This window comes from Sinisalibacter aestuarii (assembly GCF_027923545.1).
GTDB classification, from domain to species: Bacteria; Pseudomonadota; Alphaproteobacteria; order Rhodobacterales; family Rhodobacteraceae; genus Sinisalibacter; species Sinisalibacter aestuarii.
In genome coordinates, this window is the sequence record NZ_BROH01000001.1 from 695,001 (window position 1) to 712,874 (window position 17,874).

A 17,874-nucleotide genomic window follows, 5' to 3' on the forward strand; every position below is an offset into this window, starting at 1 on the left:
AGAGCTGACCGCGTACCTTTTGTATAATGGGTCATCGACTTGGTCTCACGAGCAAGCTTAAGCCGATAGGTGTAGGCGCAGCGAAAGCGAGTCTTAATAGGGCGAATGAGTTCGTGGGATCAGACCCGAAACCGAGTGATCTAGGCATGACCAGGCTGAAGATAAGGTAACACTTATTGGAGGGCCGAACCCACACCTGTTGAAAAAGGTCGGGATGAGTTGTGCCTAGGGGTGAAAGGCCAATCAAACTCGGAGATAGCTGGTTCTCCGCGAAATCTATTTAGGTAGAGCGTCGTACGAATACCCCCGGGGGTAGAGCACTGGATGGGTAATGGGGCCCCACAGGCTTACTGATCCTAACCAAACTCCGAATACCGGGGAGTAATATACGGCAGACACACGGCGGGTGCTAACGTCCGTCGTGAAGAGGGAAACAACCCTGACCTACAGCTAAGGCCCCTAATTCATGGCTAAGTGGGAAAGCAGGTGGGACGACCAAAACAACCAGGAGGTTGGCTTAGAAGCAGCCATCCTTTAAAGATAGCGTAACAGCTCACTGGTCTAATTTAAGTTGTCCTGCGGCGAAGATGTATCGGGGCTCAAGCCATGAGCCGAAGCTTAGGATCGGTACTTCGGTACCGGTGGTAGCGGAGCGTAGTGTGACATAACTCCGTTCCTCTTCTGCACCTTCGGGTGCAATGGAGGATAGGAGTTTTCTGTGAAGCCGGCGCGTGAGCGATCCGGTGGAGAGATCACTAGCGAGAATGATGACATGAGTAGCGACAAACAGGGTGAGAGACCCTGTCGCCGAAAGTCCAAGGGTTCCTGCTTAAAGCTAATCTGAGCAGGGTAAGCCGACCCCTAAGGCGAGGCCGAAAGGCGTAGTCGATGGGAACCAGGTTAATATTCCTGGGCCAGGAGGATGTGACGGATCGCAGGTGTAGTTCAACCTTATCGGATTGGTTGGGCTGCTGAGCGGTTCCTGGAAATAGCCCTCCGTTAGATCGTACCCTAAACCGACACAGGTGGACTGGTAGAGAATACCAAGGCGCTTGAGAGAACGATGTTGAAGGAACTCGGCAAAATACCTCCGTAAGTTCGCGAGAAGGAGGCCCAGTTTCTAGGCAACTAGTGGCTGGGGGCACAAACCAGGGGGTGGCGACTGTTTACTAAAAACACAGGGCTCTGCGAAGTCGCAAGACGACGTATAGGGTCTGACGCCTGCCCGGTGCCGGAAGGTTAAAAGGAGGAGTGCAAGCTCCGAATTGAAGCCCCGGTAAACGGCGGCCGTAACTATAACGGTCCTAAGGTAGCGAAATTCCTTGTCGGGTAAGTTCCGACCTGCACGAATGGCGTAACGACTTCCCCGCTGTCTCCAACATCGACTCAGCGAAATTGAATTGCCTGTCAAGATGCAGGCTTCCCGCGGTTAGACGGAAAGACCCCGTGCACCTTTACTACAGCTTCGCACTGGCATCAGGCACAACATGTGCAGGATAGGTGGTGGGCTTTGAAGCAGGGACGCCAGTCTCTGTGGAGCCTCCCTTGAGATACCACCCTTGTTCTGCTTGATGTCTAACCGCGGTCCGTTATCCGGATCCGGGACCCTGCGTGGTGGGTAGTTTGACTGGGGCGGTCGCCTCCCAAACAGTAACGGAGGCGCGCGAAGGTTGGCTCAGAGCGGTCGGAAATCGCTCGTTGAGTGCAATGGCAGAAGCCAGCCTGACTGCGAGACTGACAAGTCGAGCAGAGTCGAAAGACGGCCATAGTGATCCGGTGGTCCCGCGTGGAAGGGCCATCGCTCAACGGATAAAAGGTACGCCGGGGATAACAGGCTGATGATGCCCAAGAGTCCATATCGACGGCATCGTTTGGCACCTCGATGTCGGCTCATCTCATCCTGGGGCTGGAGCAGGTCCCAAGGGTATGGCTGTTCGCCATTTAAAGAGGTACGTGAGCTGGGTTTAGAACGTCGTGAGACAGTTCGGTCCCTATCTGCCGTGGGTGTAGGATACTTGAGAGGAGTTGCCCCTAGTACGAGAGGACCGGGGTGAACGATCCACTGGTGGACCTGTTGTTGCGCCAGCAGCAGTGCAGGGTAGCTATGATCGGACAGGATAACCGCTGAAGGCATCTAAGCGGGAAGCCCCCCTCAAAACCAGGTATCCCTGAGGGCCGTGGAAGACCACCACGTCGATAGGCCGGAGATGTAAGCATGGTAACATGTTCAGTTGACCGGTACTAATTGCCCGATAGGCTTGATTTGATCCAGTAACAGCCAGGCTGTACTGGTCAGAAGCATACCAACACCAAAGTGTTGACTTGGAACGGTTTCTTTCTTGGTTTGGTGGTCATAGCACGAGTGAAACACCCGATCCCATCCCGAACTCGGCCGTTAAGCACCGTTGCGCCGATGGTACTGCGTCTTAAGACGTGGGAGAGTAGGTCACCGCCAAACCTAGTAAGAAACCGTTTCGTGTATCTCTCTGCGATGCATCCCCAGATCTGCCGATTTCGACACGCCTGGGGGCAATCATTGGCGCGGGGTGGAGCAGCCCGGTAGCTCGTCAGGCTCATAACCTGAAGGTCGCAGGTTCAAATCCTGCCCCCGCAACCAAATTCCAGCGTTATATCAAGCGCTTAATGGCCTCCCGCACGGGGGGCTTTTTGCGTTTGAGCGCCCGTGGAAGCACGGTGGAAGCAAGCGGGGGCGACGTCCCTGATATTGCTTCGCAAATTGCCGCCGGCGATCACAGGTGCTTTCGGGCGCGCCCATTTTTTGCTGAACTCACAGATCGAACACGTCGCCTGCCTGTTGCCGGATCTTCGCGGAGTCGATCGCGCCATCCAGGCGGTGTTCTGAAGTTACGAGGCGCTCGGCTTTGTCGTTCTCGGACCCGTTCGGCTCCAGGTGCATCGCTCAGTCTCGAACATACGGGCGCGAACACCTTCTGCACGACGATCAGGGCCGAACTTCTGCGGCAACGATCCCGGCAAATGCACCGCGGCGCGGAACGGGCGATCCATGAAAACATCAATGGCTGTTACAATCTGCGCCGACGCCAACCGGGTTCGGGAAGGAATAGCCCCTTGGCCTTCGCGTGAAAGGTCGCCTAAATGGGCACGGGGGCCGGACCGCGAACGGGACAGGTCCGACATATATATCGCCGGAGGTCAAGGCACTGAGCGAACTGCCGCACGTGACGCCATCCAAAATGCCCATGAAAGCTTCTTCCCCATCGGCTGAGCCGAAAAGCATCCGCTCGGTTCTGGTCGGCGGTCAGATCATCAAGGCGATGGTGGATGCCGGCGTTCCTGTGGCCCTGAAGGAATTGTCCGCCGCGACCGGGCTGACGCCGGCCCAGGTGCACGGATACCTGACAAGTTTCCGGCGGGTCGGTCTGGCAAGCCAGCACTCGGAAACGTCGCGCTATGAGCTCGGCTCCTATGCGTTGCGGCTGGGGCTTACGCGACTGAATACGGTGCCCTGCTATGCCAATGCGGGGACCTGGTTGTTCGACTTCTCGTCGCGGCTCGACCTGATGGCGATGTTGACGATCTTCACGCCCAAGGGGCCGACGGCGATCAATGTCGTCCATGCGCAGGAACGGCGCATTGATGTGAACATTCGCCTGGGCACGCAGTTTTCCACGGTGGAAACCGCGACGGGCCGCATGTTCATGGCGTTCGACTCGTCGGACGCGGCCAAAGGGCGAGGCGAGGCCGAACTTCATGCGCAAGGCGCTGCCGCGTCGGAGACCGTGCCTGGGCTTGAGGGGAACCTCCGGACCGCGCTGGCCGACGCCCGCGAGAGCCGCGTGCTGGTCGTCAATGGCGCCCTGGTTCCCGGCATCGTGGAGATCGCAACGCCGATTTTCGACGAAGACGGCCAGCTTGCCGCGGTCGCCACCTTTCTCGGTCACGAAGACGATCTGGACGAGGCCCGTCTCGATTCGATCAAGCGCGCGATCACCGCGGACGACACCGCGGCGTCTGACAGGCATGTGCCGGATGTCCCGCTGGGGCCGGGCCAGTGGTTCGATACCGGCTTTGAACCGATGGATGCCGCCCCGGATGTGACGGGCAAGGGCGTGCAGTCGATCGAAACCGCGGCGCGGCTTCTGCAGGCGTTCGTCTATCTTGGGAGGCCGGCGACGCTGAAGGAACTGGCGGCTTCCGTTGGCATCACGCCCGCTCTGGCGCATGCCTATCTGGTCAGCCTGAAGGCGCTCGGGCTGGTCACCCAGGACACGCATTACCGGCTGGGTCCGTTCGCGATGGAGCTGGGGTTGGCTTATCTGCGAAATTTCGATCCGATGGCCGTGGTGCGCGATTGGCTGCCGAAGCTTTCGGAGCGGATCGGGCATACCGTCCTGCTGTCGATCTGGGGGGCCTTCGGGCCGACGGTGATTTCAGTGACCGAAACCGCGCGCGCGGTTCATATGAATACCAAGGTCGGGTCGGTCTACTCGGTGACCGGCACTGCCACCGGGCGCGCCTTTGCTGCGTTCATGCCGCATGACATGACGCGGACATTCCAGCAGGCGGGGCTGCCGAAACTGTTCACCGAGCGCTGTGTCGGGGTTCCTCAGCCCTTTGGCCCTGAAGAACGTGACAAGATCCGCAGACTGGGCTTTGCCACGGTGCCCCGGTCGCTGCGGCCCCGCAACAATGCGATCGCGGCCCCGATATTCGATCTTCTGGGGCAGGTCTTCGCGGTGGTGACGATCATTGGTGATACCCAGCATCTCAGCGTCGAGGACGACAGTCCGGCCGCAGGGATCATGGTGGAAGAGACGCGCGCTCTGTCGCATGAACTGGGTTACATCGCGCCGCACGCACCGATACCGGGCTGAGGCTGCGGGGTTCCGGCGTCGGGCGTTCAGGCGTCGAGGGATTTGGCGCAGCGAAACCCCACATGCGAGGTTGAGGTGTCGATTGGCTGTGGCCAGCGCGCGGCGGGGCGGTATCGGCGGCAGTAGTTTTCCGCGCACAGGTGGGAGCCGCCCTTGAGCACCTTGCGACCGATGGCAAAGTCAGCCTCTGCCGGGTCTATGCTGTCGGCTTCGGTCGCCTTGCCGCGACGGTCGCCGCCGCAGCAGGCGCTGCGCGGTGCCCCGGGGCGTGACGTTGCAAACCAGTCCTCGGTCCATTCCCAGACATTGCCGATCATATCAAACAGGCCATAGCCATTGGCGGGAAAGCTGCGTACCGGGGAGGTACGCTCCCAGCCGTCCTGCAGGGTGTTTTCATAGGGGAACTCGCCCTGCCAGTAATTGGCAAGCATCTGCCCGCCGGGGGCCAGGGTGTCGCCCCATGCGAATTCCTTGCCGTCGAGACCGCCCCGCGCGGCGAATTCCCATTCAGCCTCGGTCGGCAGGCGCTTGCCAACCCATTCGGCATAGGCGCGGGCGTCGGCATAGGTGATGTGTACGACGGGGTGATCCAACAGGTCGTCGATCCCGCTTCCGGGTCCGAGCGGCCGGTTCCAGGCGGCGCCAAGGACCATCTCCCACCATTCGCCCTCGCGAAGCCGCCGCGGAAACGGCATTTTATGGAACACCAGCGATCCCGCTTTGGCCATCTCGGGCAAGAGGCCCGGATAATCCGCCGGGTCGGGCGGGATCTCGCAGAAGGTGACGTGGCCGGTGGCGCGCACGAATTCCGCGAACTCGCGGTTCGTGACGGGGGCTTCGTCGATCAGGAAGGATACAACCTCGACCTCGCGCACGGGCCCCTCTTCGGGGTAGTGGGCGTCGGAGCCCATCGAGAAGGTTCCGCCTTCGATTTTGCGCATGTCGGGCCACCTTTCCTGTCCTGGTCAGAATTCGCTCCGGGCGGCATGAAAGGCGCCCCCGAGCCTTGACGGCCTGCCCCGGGAGGGACAGGCATCGTTCATTGGTGCGCCTACTGAATAGCCAGGGCCACCTGCTCCATCGCCGCCCGCTGACCGCTTTCGGTCTCGTCGCACACGGGATCGGCACTCAGGGTGATCTTGTGGATCTTGCCCGAGAACCGGAACGTGCCGCGTCCGCGATAGAGCTCCGACACGCCATAGCCCGCGTTCTTTCCGATGCTCATCTCCGCGCCGCCGAAATAATGCGGGATCGTCCGGGCGATTTCACCCTCGCCGACCAGTTCGCCATTGATCAGCAGACGTCCCTGCCCGGCATTTTCGCCGGTCTTCTCGAACTCGAAGCGCAGGGTGGCGGGGCCGGGTTCAAGCGGGCGGGTGGACTGGACGGTATATTCCGACAGCGAGGCATAGTTGTGCACGTAAGTGGGCTTGCCATCGGTCACGAACAGCGCATAGCCACCATAGCCGTTGCCCAGCGACAGTATCAGGCCCTCGACCGCGCCTTCCGCCGGAATTTCCAGTGCGGCTTCGATCGAATGCGAGCGGTTCTTGAAGTCGATCGCGCCGAACTCGCGGATCGTACCCTCGGACGGATAGAGCACATGATCGCGCCCGGGCCCGTATTGCTCGGATTTGCGGGTGGCCAGCCGTGCGACGCCGCGGTTGTCGAGCGGGAAGACATCGTGCTTCCAGGCCTCCTCGAACCATGTCTCGACCATCTTTTCGACCCGTTCGGGGTATTGCGCGGCCAGATCGTGCCGTTCGGAGAAATCCTCGCGCAGATTGTACAGCTCCCAGGTGTCTTCGGAATAGGGCCGCGTCGGGTCGGACCCGTCCCATGCCAGGCCGATCCGCGGATGGTAGGTGACCAGTTTCCAGCCGTCCTCATAGAGCGCGCGACAGCCGCGAATCTCGTAATATTGCCGGGTATGACCGGAGGGCGCGGAGGCGTCCTTGAGGCAATGGTCAAAGCTGAAGCCCTGAACCGGGCTTTGCTCGATCCCGTTGATGATTGCGGGCGAGTCGACGCCGATCAGGCCCATCAAGGTTGGCATGACGTCGATGGCATGGGCGTATTGCGTGCGAATCTCGCCGCGCGCGCCGAGGCCGTCGGGCCAGAATACGATGCAGGGATCGGCAACACCTCCGGCATGGACTTCCTGCTTCCAGCGCCGGAACGGGGTGTTCCCGGCCCAGGCCCAGCCGTAAGGGTAATGCGGGTTGGTCTCGACCGAGCCGAGCTTGTCGAGCTCGGCGTCGATCGTCTCGGCCGGCTCGCGGATGCCGTTCAGATACCGGACGTTGTTGAACATGCCGTTCTGCCCGCCTTCGGAGCTGGCGCCGTTGTCTGAAACCACGACGAAGATCGTGTTGTTCAGCTGGTCCCGCGCGGCAAGATCGTCGATCAGCCGGCCGATCTGGGCATCGGTATGCTCCAGAAATCCGGCATAGACCTCCATGAGACGGGCGTAGACCCGCTTCTGAGTGTCGTCCAGCGAGTCCCATGCCGGGATCCAGTCAGGGCGCGGGGTCAGTTCCGTGCCCTCGGGCAGAATTCCCATCTCAAGCTGACGCTTATGCACCACCTCGCGCCAGGCGTCCCAGCCAAGGTCGAACTGTCCGCGATACCGGTCGATATATTCCTGCCCGACATGCAGCGGCGTGTGCATCGCGCCCAGCGCAAAATACAGGAAGAAGGGCTTGCCCGGTGCCGCGTTATGCAGGTCGCGGGTGAATTCGATGGCCCGGTCGGCAAGGTCTTCGCTCAGGTGATAGCCTTCCTCCGGGGTCTTCGGCGGCTGGACCTGGTGATTGTCGTAGACGAGATCCGGGTGGTACTGGCTCGTGTCAGACCCATGGAAGCCATAGAACCGCTCGAAGCCGCGGCCCAGCGGCCAGCGCTTTTTGGGTCCGCCATGGTGATGCTCTTCCGATGGGGTGAGGTGCCATTTGCCGACCGCGAAGGTTGCGTAGCCGCGGTCGCGCAGCACTTCGGCAAGCGTGCCGTTTTCCATGGGCATCCGGAAGTCGTAGCCCGGGAACCCCGTTGCCAGCTCGGCGACGGCGCCCATGTGGTTGGAGTGGTGGTTGCGGCCGGTCAGCAGGCACGAGCGCGTTGCCGAGCAAATTCCGGTCGTGTTGAAATGCGTGAGGCGCGTCCCCGCCTCGGCGAGCCGGTCGATATTGGGCGTGCGGATATCCGATCCGTAGCATCCGATCTGCCCGTAACCGACATCGTCCAGCACCACCATCACGACATTGGGCGCACCGTCGGGGGGCGTCGGTTCGGCGGGCCAGCTCGGGGTGCTGTCGCGGTAATCGACGCTGATTCTTTCGTTCCGGTTCTCGCTCATGTCGTCTCCTTTGCCCGGGCGGCCGGGCGGCCCTGTTCCATCCTGAGAGCAGCGCACAGCGCGCGGGCGCCGCGCGGATGTCCGGGGCGGCCTGTCATCGGGTTCGATGCAGTGCCGCCGCTGCGTGTTCATAGGGTCGGAAAGCTAGGGTCGATATTCACCAATGTCAAATAATTTCAATTATGGTGAAGATTGCGGCGCTGTCGCCGGCGGCGCAACTGGCCGCTGCGGGGTGGGCTGAGATGAATTCTAAATTCGATATTGGTAAATTGTTTTGACAGTAGCGAATCATCTGACTATGGATGAGCCATGTCGAGCGGCGATCCGAATCGTTTTTCGATTGCTCGGGCGGTGCCGTGAATCGGCGTGCGCTGCCAGTCGGGGGGCCGCTCGGCCCGGAACGAGGAGGACGGAAACACGTGGTGCCATCAGGGTCTCGCCGAATGGGGCGATACATGGTCTGCCTGGCGGTTTCGTTGCCAATAAACACTGGAATATAAACACTGGAATCAAGCTCTTGGGAGGAGAAAGATGATTCACTCGATCAAGTCACTGCTGAAGGCGACCGTACTGGGGTCCCTGGTCCTTGCGGCACCGGCGATGGCCACAGCCGAAGGGTTTCCGGAGCGGCCCATGTCGCTGATCTTCTTTTTCCCCAGCGGTGGCAGCGGCGATGCCCAGGCACGCGCAGCGGCTCATGGTCTGTCCGAGATCCTTGGCGGCAACATGGTCGTCCGCAACGTCGCTGGCGGCTCGGGCACTGTCGGGTTGGTCGGCATGATGGAAGAGGCGGCTGACGGCTACACGCTGGGCTATCTGCCGGAGGGGCTGGCTACCGTGCAGCCCCTGCGCAACCCGCTGCCCTACACGTTCGAATCCTTCGATCACATCTGCAAGCTGACCTTCATGCCGGTCGCGCTGTTCGGCCGGTCCGACGCGCCCTATACGAACCTTCAGGAACTGGCTGACTATGCCAAGGACCATGAACTGGTCTACGGCCATCCGGGGGTGGGCACGGTGCCGCATCTGGCCATGGAAAGCTTCATGCTGGAGGCCGGGATTCAGGTCCGCAGCGTTCCGTTCAACGGCGACGGTCCCGGCACGGCGGCCCTGCGCGGGGGGCATGTCGACCTCTACGTCGCGGGCAGCCCGGCAACCAACGTTCTGTCGGGTGACGACACCCGCGTTCTGGGCGTTTACGGCAACCAGCGCCTGTCGAATGTTCCGGATGTTCCCACCGCGCCCGAGCAGGGCTATGAGACGACCGCCGGCGTGGCTTTCGGGATTTCCGGCCCGAAGGGCATGGATCCGGAGGTGCGGCAGACGCTGATCGACGCCTGCGGCACGCTCTCTGAATCGCCCGAGTTCATCGAGGTCGTTCACAACCTGACCGCGGTCGTCGACTATGCGGACGGTCAGGGGTTCGAGGACTATCTTCGCGAGCGCGAGGGGGTCTATCGTGACCTCTTGACCACCATGGGTCTGATCGGCGGCTGACCAAAATCACTGCGCATCAGTCCGGCCACGAGGGCCGGGCTGGTGACGTTTACTGAACCGCCCCTTTCTGTTTTGCGACCGAAGAAGGATTTGCCCGTGTTTGAAGCCCCGAAGAGCTGGTCAACCCGAACGATGCTGGCCGCCCGCCTGGAAGGTGTCCGCGGCAAGGTGGTCGTCGAGGAGATGCAAATCCCCGATATCGGCCCCGACGACGCGCTGGTGCGCGTGACGGCCTCGGGTATTTGCCGCAGCGATTGGCATGTGTGGAACGGCGACTGGGGCTGGCTGGGGTTCAAGCTGGAGCCGGGCACCGTTCTGGGCCATGAGATCGGCGGTATTGTCGAAGCTGTCGGTGACAATGTGCGCGGCCTGAAGCCCGGCGACCGGGTGACCGTTCCCTTCAACCTGGCCTGCGGATGCTGCACCCATTGCAGCCGGGGCGAACAGAATCTGTGCGACGACCGCGTTTCGCCGCACCTGATCCCCGGATCCGGCGGCTGGGCGCAATACGTGCGCGCCCCGAATGCATCGCTCAATTGTATTCCGCTGCCGGACGGGGTCGACGAGTTGACCGCCGCCGCGCTGGGGTGCCGCTACATGACCGCGTGGCGCGCCGTCCGGTCGCGCGGGGCCCTGCGGGGCGGCGAGTCCATCGCCGTTTTCGGCTGTGGCGCCGTCGGCCTTGCGGCGATCGAGATCGCCCGGGCGCTGGGCGGACGGGTGATTGCGATTGACATCGACGATGCGAAGCTGGCGCGCGCGCGCGAAATCGGTGCCACGCAGACGCTGAATGTCAGGGGCATGTCGCCCGCCGATACCGGCCTGGCGGTCAAGGCGATCACCGATCGCGGCGCGGGTGTCGACATCGCGCTTGACGCGCTCGGCTCGACCCGGACCGCGAATTCCGCGATCCATGCGCTTCGGCGGGGTGGACGTCTGGCGCAGGTCGGACTGACCTCGCAGGAAGAGCAAGGCAATATTCTTGTCCCGATGGACAAGATCGTTCTCAACGAGCTGGAGATCCTGGGCAGCCTGGGCAACCCGCAAAGCCAGTATGCCGAATTGCTCGGCCTGGTGGCGGCGGGCCGGCTGAACCCGAAACGGCTGGTCAGCCGCGAGGTGTCGCTGAGCGAGGTCGGTTCGGTTCTCGAAGACATGGATCAGTTCAAGACGGACGGATACGTTATCATCACCGACTTCGCCTAGCATCGTACCAACCGGCCAGGAGGCCCACTTGCGGTGTTTCCGCGCCGCTCCGGGCAAGATCAGACTGGGAGCAAACACCCCGTGAAACGCAGTGTGCTGGATATCCTTTACGGGCTTGGAGCGCTCGGCATCGCCGGGTTCTTCTTTTGGGAGACAATAGGTGCCGTTCCGCCGGAAACCTCGGTGGCGGACGATCCCTATTGGTATCCGCGCCTGTTGCTTATCCTGATGGCGGTGCTGGCGCTGGCGATGATCGCGCGCGCGGTCTTCGCGGCAACGGACGAGATCGTCATCGGCCCGCGCTGGCCGGCGCTCCTGGCGGTCGTGATCATTGTCGGTGGCTATGCCGCCCTGTTCACCTGGACCGGCTTTGCCATCAGCACGCTGATTTTCTTTCCGATCTTCGCCTACGGCCTCGGATATCGCAGGATCGTTCCGCTGGCCATCGCGTCGCCGCTGGTCGTCGCGGTCACCTGGTACGCCTTCCATTACGGCCTGGGCATGACCCCGCCGGGCATCGGCCTGCCGTTGCTTCCCTGACGCCAGGAACATCAAGGAAAACGACATGGACATTTTCCTCTCCGCCCTCGCCATGCTGACCGATCCGCTCGTCTTCGGCCTGCTGGTCGCCGGGACGATTGGCGGGATCATCATTGGCGCCTTGCCCGGCCTCGGGTCGATCATGGGGATCACCATGGCGCTGCCGCTGACATTCGTGCTGAGCCCGGCGGCAAGCCTGGGCCTTCTGCTGGGCATCTATTGCGGGTCCGTGTTCGGCGGTGCGATTTCCGCCATTCTGATCAACACGCCCGGCACGCCGCAATCCGCGGCCACGCTGCTGGACGGCTATCCGATGGCCCGCGCCGGAAAGGCAAGCGAGGCCATTGGCTGGGCTACGGTCGCCTCGGCCGCCGGTGGTGTCATCGCAACGCTGATCTTCCTTGTGGCCGCGCCGACATTGGCGAGTTTCGGCCTGATGTTCGGACCGATCGAGTATTTCGCGCTGGGGGTCTTTGCCCTGACCTGCCTTGCCGCCGTATCGCGCGAAAACGTCATCAAGGGGCTTCTGGCGGGTTTGCTCGGCCTCTTCGTCGCGACGGTGGGTCAGGATTCGATCACCGGCGCGCCGCGCTTCAGTTTCGGCAGCTATCAGCTTTATGGCGGGGTCGGCCTGGTGCCCATCCTTGTCGGCCTCTTCGCCTTGTCCGAAGTGTTCGAGCGCATGTCGGAACGGATCGAACACGCGACCTCGATCACCGGCAAGGCAGGGTTCCACCTGCCGGGCCTGAGGGACATGTACCAGCGCAAGTTCGTGTTCCTGAAAGCGTCGATCATCGGCGCCGGGATCGGCATCCTGCCCGGAATTGGCGCCGCCGCCTCGTCGATGGTGGCCTATGCCCAGGCCAAGCGCAGCTCTCCGAACCGCGAGAATTTCGGCAAGGGCGAGCCGGACGGCGTCATCGCCTCGGAAGCCGCCAACAACGCGGTGACGGCCGGGGCGATGATCCCAACCCTGTCGCTGGGTGTGCCCGGCGACCCGATCACCGCCATCATGCTGGGCGCGATGACCATTCAGGGGGTCATTCCGGGGCCGAACTTCTTCGTGAACGAAGCCGATCTCGGCTTTTTCGTTTTCCTGGCGCTGATCGTGTCGAGCCTTGCGCTGATCCCGTTCACGGCGCTATTGTCGCCGCTTGTCGCCAGGCTGATCAAGGCCCCGGAGCCGATCCTTTTCGGCGGCGTGGTGGTCCTGGTGATGATCGGCACGTTCAGCATCAGCTACAACTATCTCGATCTGCTGGTGGCCTTCCTGTCCGGGATCGTGGGCTATGTCTTGCGCCGGAACGGGATTCCGCTGGCCCCCATCGTGATTGGCTTTGTTCTGGGCCCGATGGTCGAAAGCAGCCTGCGGCAAGGCATGATTCTGACGCAGGGCGATTTCTGGGCGTTCTTCAAATCGCCGATCGCCTCGATCCTGTTTGCCGTCACCGCGCTTAGCCTGGTTATGCCGCTGTGGTCGGCGCGCCGCTTGCGCAGAAACGCTCAAACCCAGAACCGGTGAACAGAAACGGCGCGGCGGGCGCGTTGCAACATGCCCACGGCGATCCAGCCGAGAGGGTAGCGATGATGCAATCCCCCGCATGGTGGCTCTCGTGTTTGCCGTTGGAAGATTGCCCGGACGCTAAACCGAATGAAAGGCGCCACGCCAGAACAGCAGCGGGCGGACGTCGAAAACCTGCGCCTCATGTACACGGCCCACCACGATGGTGTGGTCGCCACCTGGCAGCAGGGTTTCGGTTGAGCAGTCGATCCAGGCCTGCGCGCCGGGCAGGAAGGGCGGGCCATCCGGTTCGCCGTGGATATCCAGCGCCTCGAACCGATCAATCATCGGTGTGGCAAAGCGGCGGGCGAGCTCTTCCTGTTCGGCCGACAGGATACTGACGCCAAAGCGTTCCACCGTTGTCATCTGATCGTGTGACCAGGCCTCGCGGCGCAGGCTCCATTGCACCAGCGGCGGGTCGAGCGACAGCGAGGTGAAGGAGGTCGCGGTCACGCCATGAAGGCGGTTATCGGCGCTTCTGATGGTGATCACGCAGACGCCTGCGGGCAGCGATCCCATGACATTCCGATAGGTTTCGGGCGTTACGGGGCCGTCGGTCATCACGCGGGAAAATGACATGTCCATCTGCTCCAGTCTCCGGTGTGAGAGCTTTTGCCGGCGGAGGGGCCGGCTGCAAAGGCATGGTTCGCCGATCAGGCCACCGGGATCGCGCTTGCTTGCGCCGTGGATCTTTCCGGCGCCCCGGCAAGGTCCAGCGCCTTGCGCACCAGGCGATCCGGGTCGGCCGACGGGAGGGTGAAGGTGTTGGAGGCCATTGTCCGCACCGGGTCGCCTGCGTAGTAGCGCTCGTATTGCAGCGCGCGCTGACCAAAGCCTTCGCCCACCAGATCCCAGGCGAGCTTGACCAGCCGTACCCGATCCACCGCTTCCATGCCAGCGCCGAGGTAGTAGCGCTTGGTATCCTGTTCGATCTCCGGAACATGGAAATCGGCGGCACTCGGCATCATCATGAAGCTGCCCGCCGCGATCTTCTGGATGAACTCGACCATCCGGGGATAGGCGCGCGGCAGGAAGGTCCGCAGCGTTTGGAGGGGCGCCAGCGAGGGGCGCAGCGTTCCGATGGGCGTGGCCTCGCACGCGACTTCCGAATGAATGAGGCCGCTTTTCACCATCTCAACCATGCTCAGGGCCTCGCCCAGCATCTCCTGCACATGCAGGAACTGGTCGGCCTTGATGGAGCGCGCCAGTGCCAGGGCGATACCAGCCGAGAATTCCAGTTTGACCAGCGCGCGGGTGTTGGTCTGGTGTGCGGTGTGATTGCGCAGCGCGGATTCCGTATAGAGCGCGTTGGCCAGTTCCACGTCGCGATAGATGTAGACCCGCTCCCAGGGCACGAACACGTTGTCGAAGATCAGAAGCGAGTCGTTTTCCTCGAACCGGGTCGAGAGCGGATGATCGAAGGATGTCCGGGTGCCGGCCAGCGTATAGGGTTCGCGGCAGATCTGGCGCAGACCGGGTGCATCGCAATTGATCGAGAAGGCCAGCGCGTGGTCCTCGTCACCCGGACGCAGGCCGGGGAGGGTATAGATCAGCATCTCGTCGGCCACCGGACCCAGCGTTGCGATCATCCGGGCGCCCGAGATGTAGATGCCCGCATCGCTTTCGCGCACCACACGCATGTGCAGGTCGCCCAGTTCATGCGATGCCTTGGAGCGGTCGTTCTGCGGCGACACCAGCGCGTGCGACAGGAACAGATCCTCATCGCGGACGCGGCGGTAATACTGATCCATGTTCTGACTGAACTTCTGGCCGTGGCGGTCCAGAAGGTCGCGCATTTCCCACAAGGCCAGCAGAGACACGTTCATGAAGTCGGGTGAGCGGCCCATCAGGCCGAAGTTTTCCTCGGCCCAGAGACGATAGGCGGCGCGGCGCGCCTGAAGATCGGACATGCTGGCCGCCGGCTTGAACGCCATGCCGGCGCGCTGGCCGGTATCTTCGGCGACGTAGGTCAGCGTATCGCGGTGCGCCGGATCGCTCTGCATATCGTAGAGATGCGCGATCTGCTCAACCGAGGCGCGGAAGGCGGGATGGGTCGCGACGTCGGTTACCTTCTCGCCCTGGATGAAAACATCGCGCGGCCGGTCGCGAAGGCCCTCGATGAACTGCTTGCCGGTCCTGACTGTCATGATGCACCTGTATATGTGGGTTTCGGTTTCCGAGCGGGCCCGGTGTCGGTGCCGGGGCGCTGTGCGCCGGGAATTCCCGGCATCCTCCCCGACGATGGGAGACAACCTGCGAGTTGAGGGTTGCCCGATCAATTCGTATCGTCCTACCGTTCGGTGAGCGAACATGGGTGAGATGCACGATGCCTTTGACCAGCAAAAATCCTGAAGGCCACGGGCGCGGTGTCGAGGCGCTGGACTCCTATCGCAGCGTCGAGGCGCTGATGCGGGGACTGGAGGTGATCGACGTGCTCAACCGCATGGGGGAGCAGACCATTGCCGGCCTTGCGGCCGCGACGGGACATGACCGGAGCACGCTGTACCGAACCGTCGCCACGCTGGTGCGCGCGGGGTTTGCGAACTTCGATGCCGAAGTGGGCCGCGTTTCTCAGGGGCCGCGGATTGCCGAGATCGCCGCGGCGCTGCGCGCCGAGGAAGCTTATATGAGCAGCGTTCAGACTGTGCTGGACAACATGACCCGGCGCAGCCTGTGGCCGGGAGATTTTGCCCTGATCGAGGGCGGGGACCTGGTGATCAAGGCGTCATCGCATCGGGAAAGCCCGATGACAATCTACCGGCGCCTTGTCGGGCAGAAACGGTCGATCACCCGCTCGGCGCTGGGCCTGTGCATCCTCGCGGCCATGCCCGACGACCAGCGCGCGCAGCTTCTGACGTTGCTGCGCAGGAGCGGCGGACCCGAGGCCGAGGATCTGGCGCAGCAAGCCGTTTTCGCGCAGCGGCTGGAGGCCACGCGACAACAGGGGTTCGGCCTGGCTGTCGGCCTGATCGACCCGCGCATCACCGGCATCGCCCTGCCCGTTCGGCTGCCCGGCGATCGGATCGGGGCGGTGAACCTCGTGGTGTTCTCGCGCGTGGTTCGAAACGCCGCGTCGGCGCGCAAGGTGCTGCCGATCCTGCGATCCTGCCAGCAGGAGCTGGAGGTGGTGTTGCAGACGCGCGTGCCGTCCTAGTTCGGCGGGATACTCTTGCGGGCGAGGTCCAGCGGTCCGCGTCTTGACCGCGTGCTGTTCGACGGGGCGATGCTTCTCCCACGCTGCTGGCGGTCAAGTCGGACCGGGCCAAATTCGTTCCGGCCTATTCGGATATCGGCCTCACCCCCGATGGCGGGACGACCTGGCTTCTGCCACGCCTGATGGGGGAGCGGCGGGCGGCTGAATTTCTTCTGACTGGTCAGGCAATGGGCGCCGGCGACGCCGCGGAGGCCGGACTCATTACACGCGCCGTTCCGCACGATGAGTTGCCGGGCGAGGTGGAGCGGGTCATTGCATCCGTCGCGTCGCGGAAGGGCCGCTCCGGTGGCATCACGCGCCGGTTGATGCATGCGGGGCGAACGGCGGGACTGCGCGATCATCTCGAGGCGGAAGCTGAAAACATTGCCCGCCTCGCGGGTGAAGAGGCTGCGAAGACGTCAATCGCCGCATTTCTGGCCAGGTAGAACGGGTGCCGGGCACCGAGAGAAGGGAAGAGAATTATGGCTGAGGCCTATATCGTCGAGGCGCTACGCACACCGGGGGGACGGCGCAAGGGTGCGCTTTCGGGATGCCATCCGGCCGATCTCGGGGCGGATATCCTGAATGCGCTGGTGTCGCGCACCGGCATCGACCCGAACGCCATCGAGGACGTCATCATGGGATGCGTCACCAAGGCGGGCGAGCAGGGCTTCAATATCGGGCGTAATGCCGTGCTCGCCTCGACCCTGCCGGAGACCGTGCCTGCTGTAACGGTCGATCGTCAGTGCGGGAGTTCGCAGCAGGCGCTCCATTTTGCCGCGCAGGCTGTCATGTCCGGCGCGCAGGATGTCGTGATTGCCGCCGGTGTCGAAAGCATGACCCGCGTGCCGATGTTCGCCGATATGACGGTTCTCGCCAGCGCCGGGATCGGCGAGGGGCCGGTCAGCCCCCGTATTCGAGAGAGGTTCGGGGTCAGTGAATTCAGCCAGTTTACCGGCGCTGAGATGATCGCCGCGAAACACGGGTTTGACCGGGAGACCCTGGACCGCTTCGCGCTGGAAAGCCATCGGCGCGCGGCGGCGGCGACCGAAAGCGGTGCCTTCGAGCGTGAACTGGTGCCGGTGGCGACCGCTCAGGGGCTCCACGCACATGATGAAGGTATACGGTTCGATGCCTCGCTCGATGCGATCGGTGGGGTCGAACCGCTGATCGGCGGCGGCGTGGTGACGGCTGCCAATGCCAGCCAGATCTGCGATGGAGCGTCTGGCGTTCTGGTCGTTGGCGAACGGGCGCTCAGGACCCATGGGCTGACACCGCTTGCGCGCGTGGTCGACATGACCGTCACGGCCGGCGACCCGGTCATCATGCTGGAGGAGCCGATCAACACCACCCGGCGGGTTCTCGACAAGGCCGGTATGACGCTCGGACAGATTGATTTGTTCGAGGTCAACGAGGCCTTTGCGCCGATCCCTCTGGCCTGGCTCAAAGAGCTGGGTGCGGACCCCGCAAAAACCAATGTGAACGGTGGGGCGATTGCGTTGGGGCACCCGCTCGGTGCGTCCGGCACCAAGCTCGTCGCGACGTTGATCCACGCACTTCGCGCACGCGGGCAACGGTATGGGCTCGTCGCAATGTGCGAGGGCGGCGGCACGTCGAACGCGACCGTTCTCGAAGTACTCTAAGGGGGGATCGCATGTCTGACACA

The 17,874-nt window shown here is 62.8% G+C and carries 11 protein-coding genes, 1 tRNA gene, 2 rRNA genes and 1 pseudogene (1 of these 15 cut by a window edge); 11 read left to right on the top strand and 4 right to left on the bottom strand.

Going from position 1 to position 17,874, the window contains the following annotated elements:
* The 4 genes from QMG28_RS03530 to QMG28_RS03545 all read left to right on the top strand — a co-directional run.
* Positions 1-2,266 (top strand): 23S ribosomal RNA (locus QMG28_RS03530) (it extends 567 nt beyond the left edge of the window).
* A 77-nt stretch (positions 2,267-2,343) separates the two neighbouring features.
* Positions 2,344-2,458, top strand: a 5S ribosomal RNA gene (gene rrf, locus QMG28_RS03535).
* Positions 2,459-2,540: 82 nt separating this feature from the next.
* Positions 2,541-2,617: transfer RNA gene (locus QMG28_RS03540), tRNA-Met, on the top strand.
* A gap of 583 nt (positions 2,618-3,200) precedes the next feature.
* Positions 3,201-4,856, top strand: coding sequence for an IclR family transcriptional regulator (locus tag QMG28_RS03545; RefSeq protein ID WP_281840779.1), 1,656 nt, complete (start codon positions 3,201-3,203; stop codon positions 4,854-4,856).
* Positions 4,857-4,882: 26 nt separating this feature from the next.
* Here the strand turns inward: QMG28_RS03545 and QMG28_RS03550 are convergent.
* Positions 4,883-5,800, bottom strand: a pseudogene (locus tag QMG28_RS03550) (formylglycine-generating enzyme family protein); the annotation flags it as partial.
* A 107-nt stretch (positions 5,801-5,907) separates the two neighbouring features.
* Entirely contained in the window at positions 5,908-8,211 is a 2,304-nt protein-coding gene (locus QMG28_RS03555; protein WP_281840781.1) for an arylsulfatase, read from the bottom strand.
* A 531-nt stretch (positions 8,212-8,742) separates the two neighbouring features.
* On the opposite strand from QMG28_RS03555, the gene QMG28_RS03560 reads away from it, so the two are divergent.
* The 4 genes from QMG28_RS03560 to QMG28_RS03575 all read left to right on the top strand — a co-directional run bounded on the left by QMG28_RS03560 (position 8,743) and on the right by QMG28_RS03575 (position 12,976).
* Entirely contained in the window at positions 8,743-9,708 is a 966-nt protein-coding gene (locus tag QMG28_RS03560) for a Bug family tripartite tricarboxylate transporter substrate binding protein (RefSeq protein WP_281840782.1), read from the top strand.
* Between the two features lie 132 nt (positions 9,709-9,840).
* Positions 9,841-10,914 (top strand): alcohol dehydrogenase catalytic domain-containing protein, encoded by a 1,074-nt coding sequence (locus QMG28_RS03565; RefSeq protein ID WP_281840783.1) that lies wholly within the window; start codon positions 9,841-9,843, stop codon positions 10,912-10,914.
* A 33-nt stretch (positions 10,915-10,947) separates the two neighbouring features.
* Positions 10,948-11,454, top strand: coding sequence for a tripartite tricarboxylate transporter TctB family protein (locus tag QMG28_RS03570; protein WP_281840784.1), 507 nt, complete (start codon positions 10,948-10,950; stop codon positions 11,452-11,454).
* Between the two features lie 25 nt (positions 11,455-11,479).
* On the top strand, positions 11,480-12,976 hold the full coding sequence (locus tag QMG28_RS03575) for a tripartite tricarboxylate transporter permease (RefSeq protein ID WP_281840785.1): 1,497 nt from the start codon (positions 11,480-11,482) through the stop codon (positions 12,974-12,976).
* Between the two features lie 120 nt (positions 12,977-13,096).
* Here the strand turns inward: QMG28_RS03575 and QMG28_RS03580 are convergent, their stop codons facing one another.
* Both QMG28_RS03580 and QMG28_RS03585 read right to left on the bottom strand, forming a co-directional pair.
* On the bottom strand, positions 13,097-13,594 hold the full coding sequence (locus tag QMG28_RS03580; RefSeq protein WP_281840786.1) for a flavin reductase family protein: 498 nt from the start codon (positions 13,592-13,594) through the stop codon (positions 13,097-13,099).
* Between the two features lie 74 nt (positions 13,595-13,668).
* Positions 13,669-15,162 carry a 4-hydroxyphenylacetate 3-hydroxylase family protein gene (locus QMG28_RS03585; RefSeq protein ID WP_281840787.1) on the bottom strand — a complete coding sequence of 498 codons (1,494 nt, stop codon included), beginning with the start codon at positions 15,160-15,162 and terminating at the stop codon, positions 13,669-13,671.
* A 179-nt stretch (positions 15,163-15,341) separates the two neighbouring features.
* On the opposite strand from QMG28_RS03585, the gene QMG28_RS03590 reads away from it, so the two are divergent.
* The 3 genes from QMG28_RS03590 (at position 15,342) to QMG28_RS03600 (ending at position 17,851) form a co-directional block, all read left to right on the top strand.
* A complete protein-coding gene (locus tag QMG28_RS03590) occupies positions 15,342-16,169 on the top strand; it encodes a helix-turn-helix domain-containing protein (protein ID WP_281840788.1) in 828 nt (275 codons plus the stop codon).
* A gap of 86 nt (positions 16,170-16,255) precedes the next feature.
* Entirely contained in the window at positions 16,256-16,654 is a 399-nt protein-coding gene (locus tag QMG28_RS03595) for an enoyl-CoA hydratase/isomerase family protein (RefSeq protein WP_281841057.1), read from the top strand.
* A 36-nt stretch (positions 16,655-16,690) separates the two neighbouring features.
* Positions 16,691-17,851, top strand: coding sequence for an acetyl-CoA C-acetyltransferase (locus QMG28_RS03600; RefSeq protein ID WP_281840789.1), 1,161 nt, complete (start codon positions 16,691-16,693; stop codon positions 17,849-17,851).
* The last annotated feature ends 23 nt before the right edge of the window (positions 17,852-17,874 follow it).

What these genes read in the sequence shown, in the direction of transcription:
- QMG28_RS03590 (WP_281840788.1), top strand. Translation starts at nt 15,342, where the DNA reads ATGCCTTTGACCAGCAAAAATCCTGAAGGCCACGGGCGCGGTGTCGAG.
- QMG28_RS03575 (WP_281840785.1), top strand. Translation starts at nt 11,480, where the DNA reads ATGGACATTTTCCTCTCCGCCCTCGCCATGCTGACCGATCCGCTCGTC.
- QMG28_RS03560 (WP_281840782.1), top strand. Translation starts at nt 8,743, where the DNA reads ATGATTCACTCGATCAAGTCACTGCTGAAGGCGACCGTACTGGGGTCC.
- QMG28_RS03600 (WP_281840789.1), top strand. Translation starts at nt 16,691, where the DNA reads ATGGCTGAGGCCTATATCGTCGAGGCGCTACGCACACCGGGGGGACGG.
- QMG28_RS03555 (WP_281840781.1), bottom strand. Translation starts at nt 8,211, where the DNA reads ATGAGCGAGAACCGGAACGAAAGAATCAGCGTCGATTACCGCGACAGC.
- QMG28_RS03585 (WP_281840787.1), bottom strand. Translation starts at nt 15,162, where the DNA reads ATGACAGTCAGGACCGGCAAGCAGTTCATCGAGGGCCTTCGCGACCGG.
- QMG28_RS03580 (WP_281840786.1), bottom strand. Translation starts at nt 13,594, where the DNA reads ATGTCATTTTCCCGCGTGATGACCGACGGCCCCGTAACGCCCGAAACC.
- QMG28_RS03565 (WP_281840783.1), top strand. Translation starts at nt 9,841, where the DNA reads ATGCTGGCCGCCCGCCTGGAAGGTGTCCGCGGCAAGGTGGTCGTCGAG.